This window comes from Pseudoruminococcus massiliensis (assembly GCF_900291955.1).
In the GTDB taxonomy this organism is placed as follows: domain Bacteria; phylum Bacillota; class Clostridia; order Oscillospirales; family Acutalibacteraceae; genus Pseudoruminococcus; species Pseudoruminococcus massiliensis.
In genome coordinates, this window is sequence record NZ_OLMR01000004.1 from 133827 (window position 1) to 155155 (window position 21329).

The following is a 21329-nucleotide window of genomic DNA, read 5'->3' on the forward strand; positions in this document are numbered from 1 at the left end:
TTGCTCAAGCTTTTTCAAAAGCTTGCAGTTTCCAAAGGCGGCGCCTTTGGTCGCTCTCCGCAGAGAGCGAAACACTTTATACTTCTCTAAGCGCAGGAGGGTAGAAAAATATTCCAGTGGAATGTTTTTCGTAGGGAACCCCCTGCGAGGGTTCCCTGATAGTAAACCACTACTCCAAATATGAATTTTGTTTTTTATTAAATTAACACTTATGTTAATTTAATCATATTTTATGTATAATACAATATAATTAAAATAGGATAGTATAATAGCCATGATTTGTTAAAAAACAGATTAAAAATAATATTTCCGCTTTATTTCATATAATATAATTTTTAGTGAATCAGAGGGCTTATGTATAACAAGAAACTTGCATTTATGGAATTTATCGGCTCAGCATTCGTTTTTTCATTTGGAATGTTAGTAAAATATGCTTTTATACTATCAGAGGGTGATGTATGGAGCTTTTTCATATCCAGTGTTAATAACAGTGCTTGGGAACAGCTAAAGCCTTTCACCTTTCCATTTTTTATATGGAGTGTAATAGAGCTTTCAATATTGCGGCTTCCTGTTGTACGGTTTGTACCGTCTAAGGTTGCTGCATTTTACATATATTGGGCGGCAGGGCTTTTCTATATGGCTGTATATAATTCGTTTTTTGAAGGCTTATGGAGAGTATTACTTTTTGTAGGATTATTTATAATCATTTTAGTATCGCATTATATTTCATATAAGATAATTACCAAGGCAAAAATTATAAGTAGCTTTTTTATACCCTCACTTGTGGCATTAGTCTTATTTATGGCTATGTTTATATTCTTTACGCCACACGCACCTCACGGAGCATTATTTTATGATGCAATCAATGGTGGCTATGGTCTTTTATAATCAGTTTCTCCATCTTCTTGAAAAATCCAAGTAATTGTTGTATACTTAATAAAGTAGCATAAGCTGGGAGGAAAGTATAATGGATTTATTTGAAAAGACACTCGAAAGCAAAGAAATATTTGATGGTAAGGTTATTCATGTCACATTAGATAAGGTTGAGCTTCAAGATGGAAAAACTTCTTTTCGTGAGATTGTCGGACACCCAGGAGGAGTTTGTGTTGCTGCTCTCACTGAAAACGATGAGCTACTTTTTGTAAAACAATTCAGATACCCATATAAAGAGGTTACAATCGAACTTCCTGCTGGCAAACTCGAAAAAGGTCAGAATCCGCTTGAAAACGGAAAGCGTGAGCTTTTAGAGGAAACTGGTGCTATCGGAAGTGGATATATAAGCTTAGGAAAGCTATACCCAAGCCCAGGCTATTGCGGAGAAATTATTCATATGTATTTTTGTAGAATAGACCATTTTGAGACTCAAAAGCTTGATGAAGGCGAATTTCTTAATGTTATGAAGATTCCACTCAAAAGAGCTCTCGAAATGGTTCTCAATAATGAACTTCCTGATGCTAAAACACAAACCGCAGTTTTAAAAACGGCTATGATGATTGATAGATTAAAAGGACACCCAGAGTTATAATAAGAGGTAGATTAAATTGATTAATCCTATTGTAGTAATTATCCTATCAGCATATATACTAAGCTTTCTCGTTCTGAGAATAGTTGTAAAGCCGAAAAAACCTATATTCACAGGAGCATTACTCGTAATGCTTATCTTATTTGTAATAGTAACAAGTATGATAGATACTTCTATCTATGGCTCGGAACTTATGAGTGATTTTGAGAAAAGTATGGTTTCTTTTGTGACCTCTACAAGAATCCAAGATACTGTCAAGCTTGAAAGTTCATTCAGAATTTTTGCGTGGATAGATATAGGATTATTTGCTGTAACTATAATTTCTATGTATGTGGAACTTAGAGCAATTCTTATTTCAGTTTATTCTGAACGAGGAAAAGCTAAAAACCAAGAAATAGAAAATTTAACCGAACAGACAAATAAGTCTATGAAAGGAATTTAAAATATGAACAATATAGGAATTTATGTTCATATTCCCTTTTGTGCCTCTAAATGTAAATATTGCGATTTTTTTTCTAAGAGTGGCAATGATGATGAAATAAATCGCTATGTATCCGCTGTAAACGAAAGACTTGCCAAGTATGGCAAAGAACTTAATCGTACAGCGGATACTCTTTATATTGGCGGAGGTACTCCGGGAATTATTGGTGCAGACAGGCTCTCATCAATCGCAAAAACGGCTAAGTTTGCATTTATGATTGATGATAATGCAGAAATTACTGCTGAGCTTAATCCTGCCTCGGCTGATGAAAGCTTTGATTTTTCAAAGCTTAGACAAGCTGGTTTCAATAGGCTTTCAATAGGTATGCAATCCGCCAATAACAATGAGCTTAAAAGGCTGGGCAGACTTCACACCGCAGAAGATGTCAAAACAACAGTTTTAAGTGCAAGAAAAGCTGGCTTTAAAAATATTTCACTCGACCTTATGCTCTGTATTCCGGAGCAAACAAAAGAAAGTCTGGCACATTCTATTGAATATTGTGCCGAACTTGGTGTTGAACATATTTCAGCTTATATACTAAAAATTGAAGAGGGTACACCTTTCTATAAAGAAAAAGATGCACTTACTCTTGATGAAGATACACAAGCAGAATTGTATCTTTTTGCTTGTGAAAAACTTGAACAGCTTGGCTATCACCAGTATGAAATATCCAATTTTTCAAAAAATGGTATGGAGAGCAAGCATAATCTTAAATACTGGGATTGTGACGAATATCTTGGTGTAGGCTGTGCGGCACATTCTTTTATAAATGGAAAACGCTTTTATACAGAACGCTCTTTTGATGAATTTTATAAGGGAATAACCTATCAAGATGGCGAAGGCGGTTCTATCGAAGAATATATTATGCTAAGACTTAGACTTGCAAAGGGGCTTACTCAAAAAGATTTTAAGCGACGCTTTGGTATAGAAATTCCTGAAAATTATATTAAAAACGCAAAGAAATTTGCCAAGACAAATCTTCTTATATATGATGACAACGGAATTAAATTTACACGAGATGGTTTCCTCATATCTAATACATTAATCCTCGAAATATTATCTGGAATCGGTTGAAATGTTGTAAAATTTAATATATAATTACAGTATATTGGAAAAAATTGTGATGTTGTTACTAAACTGCGGTGGAGATTGCTATGACAAAAAGGAATTTAAAGTTAATTTTCGAGGAAATTGCATTTGAGTATGGCTTTAAAAAACATAGATATATGTATATAAAAGAATATGACAAATTTTTATTTAAAATAAGCTTACAAAATATTTTAGAAAGTAATGAATATCGCTTTAATTGCTATTTTTTGATTAAAGCTATGAATACAAAAATTTCCCTCGATAGCTTTCTTACAGCTGATATAACTGGTCATGAAAAATTTATTACAGATAATGGAGAGCTTGAAATTATCAAGCTACAAGATTATACCGAAGAAGAATTATCTAAGATTATAAGAAATTCTATAGATAAGCTTATGCAAATTATAGAAACAGGTGGCATAACTGGTTATCTTAAAGCAAAACCTGAAATGATTTCTACTATTCCCATGCGCTCAAAAGAATATCTTGAAAGAGAAAAAGTAATTGAAAGACAAATATCTTAAAAACCAAAAACTCTGCTCAATATTTCGTGAGCAGAGTTTTTTTATTTAGCAAAATAATTTAAAGTTAATCTAAAAAAATCAAGTTCAAAGTTATATTCAGTATTTATTTTTCAGAGAACTATCTGTGAGAGTTCTCTACGCTTTGTAAAGCATAGAGTATTTCGCCGTCTGCGGACGGCGACAAGGGCGTTGACCTTGACCCATAAGCCCTTTCAAAGGCTTGAGCGAAACCTTTAATTTATTCATAAATTCCATTTCCCAAAAATGTCTTAGTCATAATCAGTGCATCCTCTGTTGGATTTCTGTAAAATCGTTTCCGTAAGCCTATTTCTTCAAAGCCTAATGATTTATAAAGAGAAATTGCATTGTAATTTGAGGGACGAACCTCAAGAGAAATAAATTCCAAATCGCATTTTTCCGCAATAGAAAATAATCTCTCAAACAGCATTTTAGCTATACCCATTCGTCTGAATTTCGGGAAAACAGCTATATTTGTTATATATGATTGCCCAGCAGTTATTATCAACCCGACATAGCCCGAAACCTCTCCGTTCGTTTCAGCAACGAAAAAAAACGCACTGTCATTTTCAAGCTCATCTGCAAGAGCCTGTCTTGACCATGGCTGTGAAAAGCAAATTTTTTCAAGCTCTGCAAGCGAATCCAAATGTTCCTCACCCATAGGGAAAATCTCTGTTTTCATACTTTACATATCCTTAATCTTTTTATATAGCTTTTCGCAGGACTGCTGAATCTCATCTCTGCATTTTCGATAAACCTCAACACTTCCTCCAAACGGGTCGCTGATTCCCATAATATAAATCTTTTGCTTAGGAACTCCTGCCGAAACAAGCGCCATAGCATGATTTTCGGTCATAACCGCAAAGACATCATATTCGTTAATATCATCACGGCGTATAGCTTTAGACCTATGCCCGCTTATATCAACTCCGATTTCCTTGCAGACGGTAACTGCATTCTCGCTGACAGCGTCACCGTCGCAAAAGCTCATTCCAGCACTTGAACAGCTTATGCTTTCATCTCCCTGGGTCAGCTTTTTAAAAATACCCTCAGCCATAGGACTTCTGCAAGTGTTGCCTGTACAAACAAAAAGTATTTTCATAAAATTCAGCACTCCTTTCCAATAAAGAATCTTTCAAGACTATGCCTTAGCTTCATACCATGTTTTGCCCTTGCCTGCTTCTGCAATAAGAGGAACATTCAGCTTAACTGCATTTTCCATTTCCTCTTCAAGAATCCTGGCTGTTCTGTCGGCTTCATTTTCAGGAGCTTCTACTATAAGCTCATCGTGTACCTGTAAAATAAGCTTTGCCTGCATATTTTCAGCTTTAAGTCGGTTTCTTACTCTTATCATCGCAATCTTTATAATATCAGCCGATGTTCCTTGAATAGGCATATTTCTTGCAACTCTTTCTCCGAATGCACGAAGATTGAAGTTAGATGAAGTAAGTTCTGGCAAGTATCTTCTTCTGCCAAACATTGTAGTTACATAGCCGTCACGCTTAGCGTTCTCAACAGTTCGTTTCATATATTCGTCAACACCCGAATAATGTGCAAGATAATTCTTAATATAATTATCTGCTTCTTTTCTTGTTACACCAATATCCTTAGAGAGTGAAAACGCTCCTATGCCATAAACAATTCCAAAATTTACGGCTTTTGCACGGCTTCTCATTGTCTTAGTAACCATTTCTGGCGGTAAATTAAATACCTGTGATGCAGTTATAGAATGTATATCTTCATTATTTTTGAAAGCCTCTATCATAGCTTTATCATTCGCTATGTGTGCAAGAACTCTTAATTCAATCTGTGAATAGTCTGCGTCAACAAGTACACAACCGTCCTTCGCTATAAAGAATCTGCGTAACTCTCTGCCAAGCTCTGTTCTTACTGGAATATTCTGCAAATTAGGCTCTGTTGAACTGATTCTGCCCGTTCTTGTTTCGGTCTGATTAAAGCTGGAATGTATTCTTCCGTCCTCACCAATAACCTTTAAAAGTCCGTCACAATAGGTCGATTTTAACTTAGAATAGGTTCTATACTGCAAAATCAAGGCAACTGCTGGGTGTTCATATTTCAGACTTTCGAGAACCTCTGCACTTGTTGAATATCCGCTCTTTGTCTTTTTTCCATGTGGAAGTGCTAATTTCTCAAAGAGTGCCGAACCGAGCTGTTTTGGAGAATTTATATTAAATTCATAGCCCACTGTATCATAAATTTCCTTAGTAATCTCATCAAGCCTTGCACTGATTTCCTTATTGTATTCCATAATGCCATCTCTGTCTGCCATAAAACCACAGTTTTCCATATCAGCAAGAACAATAGCAAGTGGAATTTCAATTTCATTAAGAAGCTTTGTCTGCTCCTTTTCCTCAATTAATTTTATAAGAGCTTCTGATAATGCAGAAACCTCTGCACTTTCTTTTGCAAGCTCCGGTGCATTTTCAGCAAGTTCAAACTTAGGTGGATTGTATTCCTGCATAAGTCTTTCGATTGAATAATCAGGCGAATTTGGATTAAGCAAATATGATGCAAGAATTGTATCACAAACTATTCCAACAGGCTCAACATTATTTTTCAACAGAATAGCTACAATAGGCTTTATATCATGAAGTTGTTTTTTAATATCCTCATATTCAAAAATATTTTTGATGGCAGCAAGAAAATCAAAGCTTTCAAAAGAAAACAAATAAATATCATTTTCACATAAAACAGCCATTTCTGAAATTTGACTATCTTCAAGTCTGAAAGCTATTGAAACGGTTTTTCCATTAAAACCTTCAATAGCTTTGTTATAATTAAAATCTTCTATAACATTCAGCTTTTTAGTTTTTTCGATTTTATTTTCAGCAATGGGAATTTCTTCGCCACTAAGCCCAAGCTTGTCTATAAGCTTAAAAAGCTCAAGGCTTGCCATAAGCCGAGCCGCTCCCGCTGAATCTCTTTTTGCTGGGATATAGCTATTTATATCCGTATCAATCGGAGCTTCTACGCATATAGTCCCAAGCATATGACTGAGATAAGCACTTTCCTTACCAGCAATAAGCTTTTTTCTGATATTGTCTTTAATGTCAATAGTATCTATATTTTTATAAATATTATCTATATTTCCGAAGCGTTTAATAAGGTCGCCTGCACCCTTTTCTCCTATTCCGGCAACACCTGGAATATTATCCGAAGTATCACCCTGAATAGCCTTGACTTCGATAAGCTGCTTAGGCGTTACCCCGTATTTTTCCATAATTGCAGCTTCGTCATAGAGTGTAACCTCTGGCTTACCCATTTTTGTTGCGGCAATTCTTACACTTACTGTCGGTGAAACTAACTGCAAGCTATCCCTGTCACCCGTTGCAACAACACACTCATCGCCGTTTTTGGTACAAGTATCAGCAAGAGTTCCGAGAATGTCATCAGCCTCATAGCCCTCACATTCAACAATCTTATATCCAAGAAGTGTTAATAGCTCTTTAAGTGGTCTCATCTGCGAGGCAAGCTCATTGGGCATACCCTTACGCTTTGCCTTATAGCCGTCATAAGCCTTATGTCTGAATGTCGGTGCTTTCATATCAAACGCAACAGCAACCGCATCAGGATTAGTTTCTGACAAAACCTTTTCAAAGGTAGTCATAAATCCAAAAATAGCGTTTGTATATTGTCCGTCCTTTGTGGTAAGAGGTCTTATTCCATAAAAAGCACGATTCAAAATGCTGTTTCCATCTATTACAAGCATTTTCATTATTCATACCCCACATTTCTATATGAAAAAATAACCACCTCTTGCAAAAAGGTGGTTAATCTTACAATTCTTTGTGTTTTTATTTTAACATACTGCACAATCACTGTCAACAAAGAGTTTTATTTTTTATCGACATACATTGACAGATTTTATTTATAATAGCATAAACCCAAAAGCTTTGTTAAATTCTTTTCAAAAGAATGTGATGGTTTTTATTAGTTCTTTAGATTGCTTGGATAAATATAATCAAGCGTACCAACATTTTTGCCATTCTTAAAATAAACTCTCGGAACACGCTTTCCAATAATACAGATAATCTCGTAATTTATGGTATTAGTCAAATTTGCAATTTCTTCTGCTGAAACACAGCAATCCCCATCTGTACCAATTACAGTTACTTCATCACCAGTAGAAACATTTTCAATATCTGTAATATCGAGCATAAGCTGGTCCATACAAACTCTGCCGATAATTGGTGCGTATTTTCCGTTTACTATCATTCTTGCATTATTTCCTAATGCTCTTGTATAACCGTCAGCATAGCCAATAGGAACAGTAGCAATCTTTGTCGGACGGCTTGTTGTAAATGTACCGCCATAGCTTACCTTTGCATCAGGCTCAACAGTTTTAATCTGTGCAATAACTGATTTAAGCTGCATTGCAGGGATAAGATTAAGCTTACCCTCAAGCTTTCCTGACGGAGCTAAGCCATAAAGTATAATTCCTGCACGAACCATATTTATATGCGTATCTGGATAATCAATAATAGCACCGCTGTTTGCACAATGTCTTAGAGGAAATTCAATTCCCCTTGCAGAAAGCTTTGCAATAGCATCATCAAAGCACTTGTATTGACAAAGTGTATCTTCTTTGCCTTCTTCAGCCTCATCTGATACAAAGAAATGTGTGAAAATTCCTTCAAAATTAAGGGAAGGCAGCTTACAAACACGCTCTATCGTATCAATAGACGCAAAATCTCTGTCTATATTCTGATACATAAAGCCTATTCTGCTCATACCAGTATCAAGTGCGATATGAGCCTTTACCGTTACATTATCTCTTTGAGCATATTTAGAAAGTTCCTCGGCATATTCCTCAGAAAGTACCGCCTGAGAAATATTATTATCTGCAAGAACCTTTGCTAAATCCGCAGGAGTAAAGCCAAGAATTAAAATCGGAGATTTTATTCCATGCTCACGAAGCTGCATAGCTTCCTCAATATTAGAAACAGCAAATCTTTTTACACCAAGTCTTTCATATTCTCTCGCAAGAAAAATTGCACCATGGCCATAGCCATCTGCCTTAATGACGCACATAATCTCGCTTTCAGGAGAAACATGGTTTCTTATTTCATTATAATTATGTTCAATAGCGTCTAAATCTATCTTTGCCCAAGTTCTTCTCAAAAATGATTTCATCGAGCCAACCTCTGTCCATAAAATATTATTAAAGTAACCTTTATTTTACCGCAATGAATATATATTGTCAAGCAAGAGCTTATTTTATAATATCAAGTATTTTGTTTAGATTTTACTATTATTTTACAATTATTAGATAGACTTATAATACATTTATATATTAAGATATTATACAAAGGGGGTGAAACAAAGTTTGAAACGATTTAGAATACCGCCACATATTTGGGTCAAATATTCTATTGCTATTTTTATAGCAGCTGTAGCTGTATTAATTATAGCTTTTGCTTGCTATGAAAGTGGCAGTTACTCTGATGGAACTATAATATTTTTAACAGTAGTCGCATTAATTTTAATGATTTTATTTTTAATAGGTGACATATTATTTTGGCGTTGTCCCCGATGCGGTGCACCACTAAAGCGTCCAATTATGCGTAATACTGTAAAAAGCTGTTATTATTGCGGAGCGAAATTTGAAAATTTAAAGCTTGTAAAAAAAGAGAAAGAGGACTTATGAAAAAGATAATTACTATATTTCTTTCAACTTTAATAGTGATATTGCCACTATTAAATACAGTTGTTAAAGCATCAGAAACAGATGCAATTACAAATACTAATGGCATTGAATACATCTTATCTGAAAATGGAAAAAGAAGTTTATATACGATAAATGATGTAGATTCTGTAATGGATGAACTTAATCAAGCAACAATATCTAAAGATGAAATTCGTATAAAAGAACTAGAACAAGAATTATCTGATATGTCTGTTGATGAAATTTCTTATAAAGATATGTTAGAACTAACTGGAAATGATATTCCCAATCAAAAAAGCATAGTAATGAATCAAGATAATATTATTTTTAACAAAGTACAAGCTTCTATGTCTGTTGATGGTGAATCTGTTAAATTTATGAGAATATATGCACGCCCTCAACCTGGTGCATATATGTACCATGAAGGGGTTGCAAGTAAAAATATTACTACAAATCATACTGCACAAGCTATAGATTTTATAAGAATCTTAGGTGAATTTGCATTAGGATTCACAGACTTTGGAACAATAATAAGTGTTTACAATGCATTAAAGGATTGCATTACTACTCTTAAACCATCTTCTAATATAACAAGGATTAATGCAGATTATGTTTACACTTGTGCAGAAAATACTGTTTTTATATATTACTATAATGAACGAATAGGCACATGGACTCAAATAGCAAATTCATCAAACTTAGCTTACTCTGTAACAGCAATAGTAAAAAATGTTTATGTAAATGGTAATAATACATTACCAAAACATACTTCTATAGACTATAATGGTAGTCTCAAACATGATAAATATAATGTTGCTGTTTATTTATATCGAAATAGATTTGATAGTGATATTTTAACAAGAACTCAATTTGAAACTTTTGATATTACTGGTGTAAGTGGTTCGCAAAATCCTTATGTTAAACTACCTATGTTACAACCTGAAATACCAGCACTTTGTAGATAAAATATAAAAAATCCCGAGGAATTTTACCACCTCGGGATTTTTTATATTAAAGACTATACATTACTTCTTAGTAACATGGTTAATAACATCTTGATTGAAGTATTATCATCCACACCTAAAAAGCATATGGACAAAAAGCACATTTTATGCAATTATTGGAACTACTATAAATTATTAGTAACCATTATAAATTGTAACAAAAGGCTTGATTATTACTTATTAAGTCCTTCGTAAACAGCAACAGCACAAGCAACAGTAGCACCAACCATTGGGTTGTTACCCATACCGATAAGTCCCATCATCTCAACAAACCAAGCAAAAATAAGCATTAATCTAATGCAACTTCAACACATCAATTATTATATTTATTATATCAAAAGTAAAATTATATGTCAAGTTTTAGAGTGACAAACAACACATTGAGCATTTTATAGAATGACAAATGACAACGGAAATGTAATATATCCCCATTGTGTTAATTAAACTATGCACTATTTTAGTGCTTTAAAAAATTACTATTTATTAAAGTGTTTTTAATTGTGTACATTTACAAACGTTAAAAAACACCTATAGATTTTGTTTGTAAATCACCTAAAATATTTTACAAATATATTTATAAAAGCACTTGTGTTTTATAAACACTGGTGCTAAAATAAAACCAAAGATAATAAATTTTAATTTAAGAGGTGTATTATTATGGGTAAATCTGTCGGCTACGCAAGAGTAAGCACAAGAGAGCAAAACTTAAATACACAAATTATAGCATTAAAACAATTTGTCTCTGAAGATATGATTGTCACAGATAAAGCGACAGGTGCAAACTTAGATAGAATCGGTTATCAATCGTTAAAAGTCGGTATTGGTAAGTTAGTAAAAGGCGATACGCTATATATTAAGTCTATTGATAGATTGAGTCGTAATAAAGAACAAGCTAAAGAAGAACTAAAGTATTTTCAAAGTATTGGCGTTCGTGTTAAAGTTCTCGATATACCCACTACAATGGTTGATATTCAAAACGGTAAAGAATGGGTTATTGATATGGTTAATAACATCTTGATTGAAGTATTATCATCTATCGCAGAGAACGAGAGAACCACAATAAAACAAAGACAAGCTGAAGGAATACAGTCAATGCCAATAGGCATAGATGGAAAGCGTTATTCAACCAAAACAAAAAAGCCAATAGGCAGACCTAATATAACATATCCGTCAAATTGGATTGAGATTTATAACCAATGGCAAGCCAAACAAATAACAGCCACAAGAGCAATGCAGATTTTAGGATTGAAAAGAAATTCATTTTATAAATTAGCTAATGCATATGCTGATAAAATTCAATAATACTATAATAAAAGCAAGGGGAGCGGTTTACTTTACTGCTCTCTTTTATGGTTTGCCCAGAATGGGTGGTAACAGGTTTTTCAGTGAAGAGGGATATTTTACATTTCCGCTCTCGCTCGCCATACCGCAACACATACAATGTATTATATTTCACTCTCACCCAAAATTAATCTTCATAACTACCATAACTATAATAAACAACACTTAACTTTTTTGTTGTGTAGCTTTTGAAGATAAATTGCTTCATCAATATCGTCTTCAGGCTGTGTCTTAAATGGTATTTTTGTAATCTTTCGTAAAATCATTCCTTTCAAAATCTTATAAAATAGAGACATTTTGTATTATTTATTCACTCTCGGCAATACTTTCAAAACACCGACCGAAAATATCTTTATTGCATATTTTAAAAGAATAAACCCTCAATAATAGAGGGTTTGACATTAAAATAGTATTCTGCCGAATAACATTTGTAATTTAGTAAACTCCCAATAATAGAGGGTTTGCAATACTCACCGAAAACCACCGAAAATAATTTTAGTATTTAAGTTTTCTTTTCTCGTTTTTTGTCATTAATATTTTATACATATTTTCAATTTTGGCACGGTCAATAGTCTTGATTGTGTCTTCGTCAAATAAGCCGCAAATCATCAAATACATAGCTTGTTCATTGGTATCGTCTAAAACAAGGCAAATTAAACAGGTAACTAATAAACTTAGCTCCCAATGCTTTAGATACGGAAACTTAGGGCGACACTCTTTGATTTTATCCGCAAGTATTTTGATTCGTTCAGCACACGCATTAAAAGCGTGTTCCTCCTGCGGGTCAACATAAATTCCGTGTGCCTTTTGCCATTGTAGAGACAAATGTTTTTCTATATCCGCATTTGCTACTGAACTAATTGGATTTTGCCAACACCATTTATCTACTCTATCATAAAAATCGTTATGGCAATCCATAATATTAAACATTGAGTCTCTATCCACGTTATCATAAGATGTCATATTACCTACATATACATTGCCGTTTGCCGACACTGTCAATGTTTTACTTATTGCGATATTGTCGCTTTCAATGAAATCATCTTTAATGACACAATATTTGTTATATATAATTCTTATGTTCTGCAATTCGTCTTTAGTGAACAACATATAATTTTTTACTGCGCAACCCTCCATTAATATTGTGCCTATTTTGCCATTTATATGACCTTTATGCTCCGTTTGCTTTTGCACAATACAGTTATCTCGTCCAATATCGTAAAATTTGCAAACGCCATCTATTGTATCCTTGTTGTCATGCTCGTCTGTACTAACTGCTACCAAAATATTTTTATTTGTTGCCTTAGAATAGGCATCGACAACCTCTGCTTCGGAATTAAATTTTTTTATTTCCTCCATCCACGATTGATTTTTTACATTTGCAAAATAATCTGACAATATTATCAACGCCTGTTTTACTTTATCATTTTTTATTGTACCGTTTGTTTGTATAGTTACCTTTTCCGTCTTAATATGCCTATTTGCAATTTGTTTGGCAAAATATAAAACCATATCTGGGTTCATTTGTGGCTCACCGCCAGTAAGTTCTATATTGCAAAAATAAAAAGGCTCTATCTCGTCTAATGTCTTGTTGATTATCTCCTTGGTTATATCCACATTCTGCGGATTACCTCTTGCACACCAACGGCAAGCCAAGTTACAACATCTTGTTAATTCAAAAGCCAAGTTAAGCATATATATTTTTTTCATTTTTTGTCCTTTCTGTAGCTAAATTCTATTTGCATATTTATAAACCATAAAGTAAAATAATTTATCTTGGATATGATGAACCTTTTATATAAGAAAACCAATAGAAATAATATTCAGGTTTATCATAAACAAGGACAAAGCAAATGTCAATTTGCTGCGTCAGCATAGCTTCTAAAATGCTCTACAATGCCCTATAAGACACTTTGATTATGTTTAGATAAACTTCATCAAAAAAGAATAAATACGAAATAAGGGCAATTACAAGCAAATGAGAGCGGATTAAGAGTTAAACCAACACAAAATTATAATTCAGCATATGGTTTAGATTGTTTATATGCAGATACACCTAACATCAAGTATATCTAAAATCCGATTTTGTATTATTATAATCCAAAAAAATTATAATCACATTTACTTGACAGCGAACAATAACACTACGCTTATGCTTCGTGATATTGTTCTTGTCGTGCAAAGCACATTTTTTGTTTTGTTGATAATGTTTACATTTATCTATGGTTTAAAAGAAGATTAGACTTTATATGTCTTGACAAAATGCGTATATATAAGAATAGAGGAAATCTTTTCATTAAAAGTGCCTTAAATGCCCTATTTATCGTGGTTTTGAGCATTTTCTTTAGTTCACAAAATGTCGAGTGAGGTTTTGCTTAAAATCTCCCGTAACTATTCAAAATAGGGGCGTTTACGCTTGAATTTTCAATATTTTCATGAGTTCGCAAAATGTCGAGTTGATTTATTATCAGTATTATAAAATATGCCTAATATTTCAACCCGCTTATAATCCGAGCCATTATATATTATGTGTGGGTTGACAAAAATTTTTTTGCTATGTGGTGTATTGTTGCCATCATCAACATAGGATAGTAAACGCTCTTGATTGCCCTGATAATCAAATGTTAATGATTTTAAATCTTTTTGTAATCTTGATGCCTGCCCAATATCACAATTTATCAGTTTGCAAAAATCAGCCATCGACAATGGCTTTATTTGATTTAGTTATTGTTCAAATGCATCTGTACAAAATATATTATATTCAAGGTTGATATAAGGCAACAATTTAAATATGTAACCGAGTTGTTTATGTTTTCGTGGATGCGTGACTTTATATAATGCTCGTACTGTATTAATGTATATCTTTTGATATTGCAAATATTGATTATTTTTAGGAATTTTATTTCTAAAAATATTAGCATTGTTATTAATATATAGCCCGTTGTTGCGGTCAATTATATACTTGTCTCTAACTTCGTTCCAAAATTTATTTACTGCTGTTTTGGATAATTTCAATATCGTTTGTATATCAGATTTTGCCATCGGAGTTTTATTCGTTCGCATAAACTGATTAGAATAATTCAAATAGGTACATAACATAATTAATCTTGTTGCTGTTTGTGGTGAAACATCTAAAAATACATTATCTGTCAATATAAAATAAAAATTGCCTAATCTGCTTTTAACAGTGCTAATATATTGTTGTTTTAGTTTTTTTGCTTCTTGATATTCTTTCCACTGTTTAACAGCAGCTTGTTGTTTAGGTGTCTGCCATTTTGAACCGATTGGAAGTGTTACCGTCATTAATTCAGTGGCTTCGCCAGTGGTTTTATTTATTTGATATTGTTTTTCATTAATTGTTGTTATAATATTATTGCTCAATTTGTGTATTGTTCTCCTTTTCCTTTATTTTTTAGAAAGGAATTATTTTTAGTTTTTTGGTTCAAGGGTTCACTTTTTTTAACTCTGCACACTCCATTATAATGTAGGTTAATGGCACATTATTGTGTGTTTTGTAATGGTTAAAGCCTTCTTTTGTGACATACATAAAGTAATTAAATTTATCATCTGATTCAAAATCTAAATGAGGAATTTTATAGAGTTTCTGTTTATTTTCCTCTTTGATTGCTTGAATCATCTTGTTATATGTATCTCTATCATTTCCAATCAATTCTTTTGATTTTCTTCCTTTCAAAATTTTATGTAATTCATCATGTTGCCACTGCCACACAGGTAATATATTGCTTGCTTTATTATTTGATTTATCATTGTTGATATGATGATAAATATTTTTACAAAGTACATTTTTACATTGAGTATAACCAATTAAACGATGTAAACCTTCGCATTTTTCTTTGCCGTTTTGCCATAAAGTTACTTGCATATATCCCGTTAAGTTTCCTTTTGTGTCTTTCTGTGGCTGTGGTGTTAATACTTGTCCATTTGAGCAGTCAATCACCCTCAGTTTATTTGTTACAAAATACTTACAATCGTAACCATACAGCGGATAGAACACTTCTATTTCGCCCTCTATAGGGTTTATCTCGTCCCATACTGTATTTAGTATAGTATCTCTCGGATGTGAAGCGGCGTATTGAAGTATATCAATCTTATTAAATAGTATATGCTTGCCATCATCTGTCTTTTTTGTTCTTATGCGTTGGTTGCCTTTTTCGGCTAATTTTTGGACTTGTCTTTTTGAATAAATGCTACATTTTGCAGCCTCTTTAAGTGTTATCCATTCTTTTTCGTTTTTGCTATCGTTTTTCATTCGTTTTGACTCCATTTCAGATTATAATTTTTTGATATTGATGTATTGCTTTGTCAAGGTGGTTCGGTCTACTTAATGTACACTCAGTAGCCAAGCCTTAATCTATGTAAACACGCATTGTGTGGGATTGTAAAATTAAAAAACAAAAAAGGCTATGCAAAATCGAATATAGGTCAACTAAATTTCTAAGTCCGTTTTTTATCAAAACTCGGACTTAAAAAAATAATTTTTTTATTAGCCGAACTACATCGACTAATCCTATATTCAATCAGCATAGCCTAAACCGTTCTTAGGAAATTGCTCCGCTTGTGCTTTATGGCATACAGTTCTTGCACTAACCCGTACTACTTAAAGCGGTAAAGATTGTTAATTTTAGTTTATTTGGTTTGCTCACAGTATTTTGAACAATAACATTTATATTATATCACAACTTTTGCTATTTGTCAATAGGTTTTTCAAAAAAATTAGCATTTTTTTATTGAGTGCTAAAAAGTAAATAAAAGTGCTGTTTTACAATTATTTTTTATAATGCTTTAAAATTTTCTTACAATCCTTTTCAGATTTTCCGACCATCTGCCCAAGCATTTGTTCCAACTCATCGTGAGAATATGGATGTGTATTTTTACTGCAAGCCTTATGCGAACTTACTATAATCCAAACTACAAGAAATCCGAGTAAAATTAAAACTGGCATTGTTACACCTCCAATTTTTAGCAACTTATTTATTGTAATTATTATACCATGGTGTAAGCAATTTGTCAAGCTATGTACTTTGCTCGATATAAATTATCCAATATACCGCTGTGTAGATTCAAGCATATAAACGCAAAATACATATATGTTTGCCTTAGCTATTTTGGCAACCGTTGAACGCAAAGCATTGAGAGAAAAACCATAATGCACATCGTTTTCAAGATTCAATAAAATCTCATCATTGTCCATTTTGTACAGATTATTCTTAATAACAGGATAGAGAGCAGATATATAGTTAAATACTTTTATAACATCCGTTCCGTCCTCAATGCTGATGCTAATAAATTGTTTGTTGTTCTCATTCTTGTTAAACTTAATCATTGTGTTTTACCTCTCATTTTAATATATTTTTTATCTGCAAATTGATTTAATAAATCAATCTGTTCGACTTGCTTTGAAATATCACTAACCAAAAGATTAATATAGTTTTGCGTGGTATTTAAATTACTATGTCCTAATAGCTTTGATAGTGTTACAACACTGCCACCGTTTAATATCCACTGTTTTGCAAAAGTATGCCTATAACGATGTAATCCCGTTGTTGTAACTCCTTGTCTATGGTTATGCTCATATAGCATATGATATGACGTTGACTTTGTAAGTTTTTTGCCGTAAACATTGCAAAACAGCCAATCATCTATATCTATAAATTGACGATGTACTAAAAAACTTTTTAATATATTAATCATTGACACATTAAGAGGTATCAATAGCGGCTTGCGCGTCTTTGTTACTCTCACATTTAAAATTAAATTATCAAAATCTATATCTTTAACTTTTAGCTCTATCAAGCTATGTTGTCGTATGCCCGTACTAAAAAGCAAGCAAGTTATAACCCATGCTTCAAACTCTATAAAAGTGCATTTGTTTATATTCGGCTTTTTTAAGAGTAGTTTTAATTCTGCATCTGTGTATGTTTCCTTTACCACTTTGTCAACTTTTATACTCTGCATTTTAAATGTTGGCATATACTCGTTGTCCATTAGGTAATGCAATGTTGTTATTAAATCTCTCAAATAAGCATTGATGCTAACATCATTTGACAAATGTTCTTTAAGATATATCACATAACTGTTATATTTATTGACTGTCAACTCGTCAATCGGCATATCAGGCGAAAAGTATTTATATATCTGCTTATAACTGCTCCTGTAATGGCTAATTGTTGCCGCTCTCAAATTACGTGCTTTACAATCCTGTATATACAGCTCGCAACACTCTCCAAATGTAAGATTATATATTTTCATCTTCAATCTTTGCATAAACTAACCCTCCAAACATTAGACACATCATCATACTTTAGCAATGTGCTTTAAACATAAAAAACTATCAATTTACCTGGCTTTATTGGATTATGTTGCGTAAAAAAGAATAAACACATCATAAAGGATTTACTCCGATATGATGTGTTTAAATTGCATTTTTTAAATCTTATATAATTTTGACTTAAATTGCCTATATTTGGCTTGTCTACTTACTTGTTCAAGCCTTCGTAAACAGCAACAGCACAAGCAACAGTAGCACCAACCATTGGGTTGTTACCCATACCGATAAGTCCCATCATCTCAACATGAGCAGGAACTGATGAAGAACCAGCAAACTGAGCATCACCGTGCATACGGCCCATAGAGTCTGTAAGACCATAGGAAGCAGGACCTGCACCCATATTATCTGGGTGAAGTGTACGACCTGTGCCGCCACCTGATGCAACAGAGAAATACTTCTTGCCGTTTTCAAGAGCCCACTTCTTATATGTACCTGCAACAAGGTGCTGGAAACGAGTTGGGTTAGTTGAGTTACCTGTGATAGAAACATCAACGCCCTCGTGAGCCATAATTGCAACGCCTTCACGAACATCGTCTGCACCATAGCAACGAACAGCAGCTCTTTCGCCTTCAGAGAAAGCTCTCTCCTCAACGATATTAAGCTCACCTGTGAAGTAGTCATACTGAGTCTTTACATATGTAAAACCATTGATTCTGGAAATGATATAAGCAGCGTCCTTGCCAAGACCGTTAAGGATAACCTTAAGAGGTTCTTTACGAGCCTTGTTAGCTGTTCTTGCGATACCGATAGCACCCTCAGCAGCTGCGAAAGATTCGTGACCTGCAAGGAATGCGAAGCATTTTGTCTTATCTTCGAGGAGCATAGCACCAAGATTACCGTGGCCTAAGCCAACCTTTCTCTGTTCTGCAACAGAGCCAGGAATACAGAAAGCTTCAAGACCGATACCGATAGCTGCAGCAGCCTCAGAAGCGGACTTAACGCCTTTCTTAATAGCAACAGCACAGCCGAGAGTATAAGCCCAGCCTGCGTTTTCAAAAGCGATTGGCTGAACGCCCTTAACGATAGAGTAGGCGTCAACACCCTTGCTAAGACATAGCTCACGAGCCTCTTCAAGACTAGCAATGCCATACTCAGCGAGACATTTTTCTATTTTGGCAATTCTTCTTTCCTTGCCTTCAAATTTTACATCGTTTGCCATAAAAGCCTGTCCTCCTTAGTCTTGATTATTCTTCACGTGGGTCGATATACTTAGCAGCGCCATCAAAACGACCGTATTGACCGATGTTGTTCTTGTATGCTTCATCAGGGGATACGCCGTGTCTGATGTCTTCGAGCATTTTGCCGAGCTTAACGAACTGATAGCCGATAACCTCGTTATTCTCATCAAGAGCTGTCTTAAGAACATAGCCTTCTGCCATTTCCATATAACGAACGCCCTTAGCCTTTGTGCTATACATAGTACCAACCTGTGAGCGGAGACCCTTACCAAGGTCCTCAAGACCTGCACCTATTGGAAGACCGTTTTCGGAGAAAGCTGTCTGGCTTCTGCCGTATACGAGCTGCTCGAAGATGTTCTTCATAGCAGTGTTGATAGCATCACAAACGAGGTCTGTGTTAAGACATTCGAGAAGAGTCTTGCCTGGGAGAATTTCAGCAGCCATAGCAGCAGAATGAGTCATACCAGAGCAACCGATTGTTTCTACAAGAGCTTCCTCTACGATACCCTCTTTTACATTGAGGGTAAGCTTACATGCACCCTGCTGAGGTGCACACCAGCCGATACCGTGTGAAAGACCGGAGATGTCGGTAATTTGTGTGGACTTAACCCACTTGCCTTCTTCAGGGATTGGGGCAGGACCGTGGTGAGGTCCTTTTGTTACGATACACATGTTTTCAACTTCATGTGAATAATTCATATGCGTTACTCCTTTCAGATGATAATTGTATGTTGCATACGGTTTTATTATAACATTTTATAGAAAATAAGCAAGCATTTTGTTGAAAATTGAGGTATAGAGATTGTTATGTTCTTGAAAAAATGTTAAAGTAAAAATGGTTTTATGTAACTAACTGTAATATACTTTTATACTTTTTGAGTTTTCATAATGTATTTTTGCGGAGGATATATATTTCATAATGAATGAAAGTTTACAGCCTTCATTTATATAAGAATACTGTGCAGGCTGGCCAATACTTCTTGCATAGCCTTTATCAAGTAATTTTTGCGTACAAAATGTTTCTGCAATTTCGCCGTATTTCTGACAATATTCTTTCCAGAGTTCTTCGTTTTGTTGGAGAACTATATTTTCAGGTATAACAGCTTTAGTTTGTAACTTTAAAATACATTTCCTCTTCAAGATGACAGAGCTTTCTTATTAAAACTCAATAAGCTGTGTTACTAATATATCTTTCATAGGAAGGTATTTTTCATGAGTGTCTTCTATAATAATTTCAGGTTCGATAGCGTTGGTTTCTGTAAAATTCATATTAATCACTTTTCTCCTTATAATATTAAGTCTACTATATAAACTCTGCACCTTGTTGCTTAAGCTTTTTAAAATATTTTTCTTTATTTTTATTAAGTATTGTGCCGATAGCATTTGTATTAACGATAACATTATAACCGTTCTTTATTGCACCCAATGCGGTTAATGCAACGCAGCCTCCGCCGTCAATACCTATCACTTCAATAGTGTCTATATTTTTACTTTTTAGAAATTCGTTTAGCTTATTATTTGAAAAAGCATCACCTACATATTTATCAAATATAAGATTAGATACAATATGTAATTCGGAAATTAACTCAGCCCCTTTTGTTTCTTTGTATGCTTTAAATGGTGCAAATTTGTTTATAAAATTCTTCTTCATAAAATTTTGTATGTAGATGACTATATTTTCGCCATTATCGTCGATTACTTTATTTACAGCTGAAATTATTTGCTGTCTGTTGTAATTGAAAAATTTTGAGTGGTCTTTGCCTATGTATACATTTTGCATATCAATAACTAATAGGGCTTTCATTTTGTAATACCTCCGTTTATATAAGTTATATCAATAAATATTCTATCACATACCGTACTAAGTTATCAAGAAAGAATTTTTTTGTTTCATGCGGTTTGTAAGGTAAGCTGATGGTTTATAATGAGATTTGTTGATATGGAAAGTTTACATATATAGGTGGGCAAAATTTACTCTGTAAAGTCTATATATAGTGTGCGAAAATAAATTTTAAAAAATCCGAAAAAATGTGTTGACATTTGGGTTGGGTTATGATATTATAAACAAGCTGTCGCGAGAGAGCGGCGAAAAAACCCGATAAAATGGGGATTTTCGAGAAAGACAAGAGTCGAAAAT

Annotated in this window: 23 protein-coding genes and 1 pseudogene; 8 read left to right on the forward strand and 16 right to left on the reverse strand. The window is 33.8% G+C overall.

The features are described 5' to 3' along the window. Nucleotides 1-354 precede the first annotated feature (354 nt). The 5 genes from C9914_RS07395 (at nt 355) to C9914_RS07415 (ending at nt 3616) form a co-directional block, all read left to right on the forward strand. Nucleotides 355-888 (forward strand): DUF6512 family protein, encoded by a 534-nt coding sequence (locus tag C9914_RS07395; RefSeq protein ID WP_106764475.1) that lies wholly within the window; start codon nt 355-357, stop codon nt 886-888. A gap of 79 nt (nt 889-967) precedes the next feature. After that, entirely contained in the window at nt 968-1525 is a 558-nt protein-coding gene (locus C9914_RS07400) for an NUDIX domain-containing protein (protein WP_106764477.1), read from the forward strand. 16 nt (nt 1526-1541) lie between these two features. Further along, a complete protein-coding gene (locus C9914_RS07405) occupies nt 1542-1964 on the forward strand; it encodes a hypothetical protein (RefSeq protein ID WP_106764478.1) in 423 nt (140 codons plus the stop codon). Between the two features lie 3 nt (nt 1965-1967). After that, nucleotides 1968-3077 (forward strand): radical SAM family heme chaperone HemW, encoded by a 1110-nt coding sequence (gene hemW / locus C9914_RS07410; RefSeq protein WP_106764480.1) that lies wholly within the window; start codon nt 1968-1970, stop codon nt 3075-3077. A gap of 80 nt (nt 3078-3157) precedes the next feature. Beyond that, entirely contained in the window at nt 3158-3616 is a 459-nt protein-coding gene (locus C9914_RS07415; protein WP_022264094.1) for a hypothetical protein, read from the forward strand. 238 nt (nt 3617-3854) lie between these two features. Here C9914_RS07415 and rimI read toward each other — a convergent pair whose 3' ends face one another. The 4 genes from rimI to alr all read right to left on the reverse strand — a co-directional run bounded on the left by rimI (nt 3855) and on the right by alr (nt 8788). Further along, on the reverse strand, nt 3855-4316 hold the full coding sequence (gene rimI / locus C9914_RS07420) for a ribosomal protein S18-alanine N-acetyltransferase (RefSeq protein ID WP_106764481.1): 462 nt from the start codon (nt 4314-4316) through the stop codon (nt 3855-3857). A gap of 3 nt (nt 4317-4319) precedes the next feature. Further along, nucleotides 4320-4736 carry a low molecular weight protein arginine phosphatase gene (locus C9914_RS07425; protein ID WP_106764483.1) on the reverse strand — a complete coding sequence of 139 codons (417 nt, stop codon included), beginning with the start codon at nt 4734-4736 and terminating at the stop codon, nt 4320-4322. Nucleotides 4737-4775: 39 nt separating this feature from the next. Beyond that, complete coding sequence (gene polA, locus C9914_RS07430) at nt 4776-7370, reverse strand: DNA polymerase I (protein WP_181013444.1); 2595 nt, start codon at nt 7368-7370, stop codon at nt 4776-4778. A gap of 215 nt (nt 7371-7585) precedes the next feature. Further along, nucleotides 7586-8788: an alanine racemase gene (gene alr / locus C9914_RS07435; protein WP_106764486.1), complete on the reverse strand. Its 1203-nt coding sequence runs from the start codon at nt 8786-8788 to the stop codon at nt 7586-7588. Between the two features lie 193 nt (nt 8789-8981). Between alr and C9914_RS07440 the strand changes: the two genes are divergently transcribed. Together C9914_RS07440 and C9914_RS07445 are read left to right on the forward strand one after the other, a co-directional pair. Continuing rightward, the gene (locus C9914_RS07440) at nt 8982-9302 is read left to right on the forward strand and encodes a zinc ribbon domain-containing protein (protein ID WP_022264099.1); all 321 of its coding nucleotides are present in this window, start codon (nt 8982-8984) and stop codon (nt 9300-9302) included. Then, nucleotides 9299-10285, forward strand: a complete 987-nt coding sequence (locus tag C9914_RS07445) for a hypothetical protein (protein WP_022264100.1) — start codon at nt 9299-9301, stop codon at nt 10283-10285. The genes C9914_RS07440 and C9914_RS07445 overlap by 4 nt, the downstream gene beginning before the upstream one ends. A gap of 212 nt (nt 10286-10497) precedes the next feature. On the opposite strand, the pseudogene C9914_RS07450 reads toward C9914_RS07445, so the two are convergent. Further along, a pseudogene (locus C9914_RS07450) lies at nt 10498-10593 on the reverse strand (GGGtGRT protein); the annotation flags it as partial. Nucleotides 10594-10981: 388 nt separating this feature from the next. Between C9914_RS07450 and C9914_RS07455 the strand changes: the two are divergent. Continuing rightward, nucleotides 10982-11626, forward strand: a complete 645-nt coding sequence (locus C9914_RS07455; protein WP_106764489.1) for a recombinase family protein — start codon at nt 10982-10984, stop codon at nt 11624-11626. A 534-nt stretch (nt 11627-12160) separates the two neighbouring features. Here the strand turns inward: C9914_RS07455 and C9914_RS07460 are convergent. The 11 genes from C9914_RS07460 to C9914_RS07500 all read right to left on the reverse strand — a co-directional run bounded on the left by C9914_RS07460 (nt 12161) and on the right by C9914_RS07500 (nt 20996). Continuing rightward, nucleotides 12161-13375, reverse strand: coding sequence for a radical SAM protein (locus tag C9914_RS07460; RefSeq protein ID WP_106764491.1), 1215 nt, complete (start codon nt 13373-13375; stop codon nt 12161-12163). A 723-nt stretch (nt 13376-14098) separates the two neighbouring features. Then, a complete protein-coding gene (locus C9914_RS11520) occupies nt 14099-14365 on the reverse strand; it encodes a hypothetical protein (RefSeq protein WP_158707365.1) in 267 nt (88 codons plus the stop codon). A 24-nt stretch (nt 14366-14389) separates the two neighbouring features. Beyond that, nucleotides 14390-15046 (reverse strand): hypothetical protein, encoded by a 657-nt coding sequence (locus C9914_RS07465; protein WP_106764493.1) that lies wholly within the window; start codon nt 15044-15046, stop codon nt 14390-14392. Between the two features lie 61 nt (nt 15047-15107). Then, on the reverse strand, nt 15108-15935 hold the full coding sequence (locus C9914_RS07470) for a hypothetical protein (protein ID WP_106764494.1): 828 nt from the start codon (nt 15933-15935) through the stop codon (nt 15108-15110). Nucleotides 15936-16451: 516 nt separating this feature from the next. Then, on the reverse strand, nt 16452-16628 hold the full coding sequence (locus tag C9914_RS11525) for a hypothetical protein (protein WP_158707366.1): 177 nt from the start codon (nt 16626-16628) through the stop codon (nt 16452-16454). A 93-nt stretch (nt 16629-16721) separates the two neighbouring features. Continuing rightward, entirely contained in the window at nt 16722-17009 is a 288-nt protein-coding gene (locus tag C9914_RS07475) for a hypothetical protein (protein ID WP_106764496.1), read from the reverse strand. Then, the gene (locus C9914_RS07480) at nt 17006-17950 is read right to left on the reverse strand and encodes a tyrosine-type recombinase/integrase (RefSeq protein ID WP_106764497.1); all 945 of its coding nucleotides are present in this window, start codon (nt 17948-17950) and stop codon (nt 17006-17008) included. Before C9914_RS07480 ends, C9914_RS07475 begins: the two co-directional genes overlap by 4 nt. A gap of 212 nt (nt 17951-18162) precedes the next feature. After that, nucleotides 18163-19173, reverse strand: a complete 1011-nt coding sequence (locus C9914_RS07485) for a GGGtGRT protein (RefSeq protein WP_022264109.1) — start codon at nt 19171-19173, stop codon at nt 18163-18165. Between the two features lie 25 nt (nt 19174-19198). Continuing rightward, nucleotides 19199-19891, reverse strand: a complete 693-nt coding sequence (locus C9914_RS07490) for an iron-sulfur cluster assembly scaffold protein (RefSeq protein WP_022264110.1) — start codon at nt 19889-19891, stop codon at nt 19199-19201. Between the two features lie 150 nt (nt 19892-20041). Beyond that, nucleotides 20042-20332: a hypothetical protein gene (locus tag C9914_RS07495; protein WP_106764499.1), complete on the reverse strand. Its 291-nt coding sequence runs from the start codon at nt 20330-20332 to the stop codon at nt 20042-20044. 163 nt (nt 20333-20495) lie between these two features. Then, nucleotides 20496-20996, reverse strand: a complete 501-nt coding sequence (locus C9914_RS07500) for an isochorismatase family cysteine hydrolase (RefSeq protein ID WP_106764501.1) — start codon at nt 20994-20996, stop codon at nt 20496-20498. Nucleotides 20997-21329: the final 333 nt, after the last annotated feature.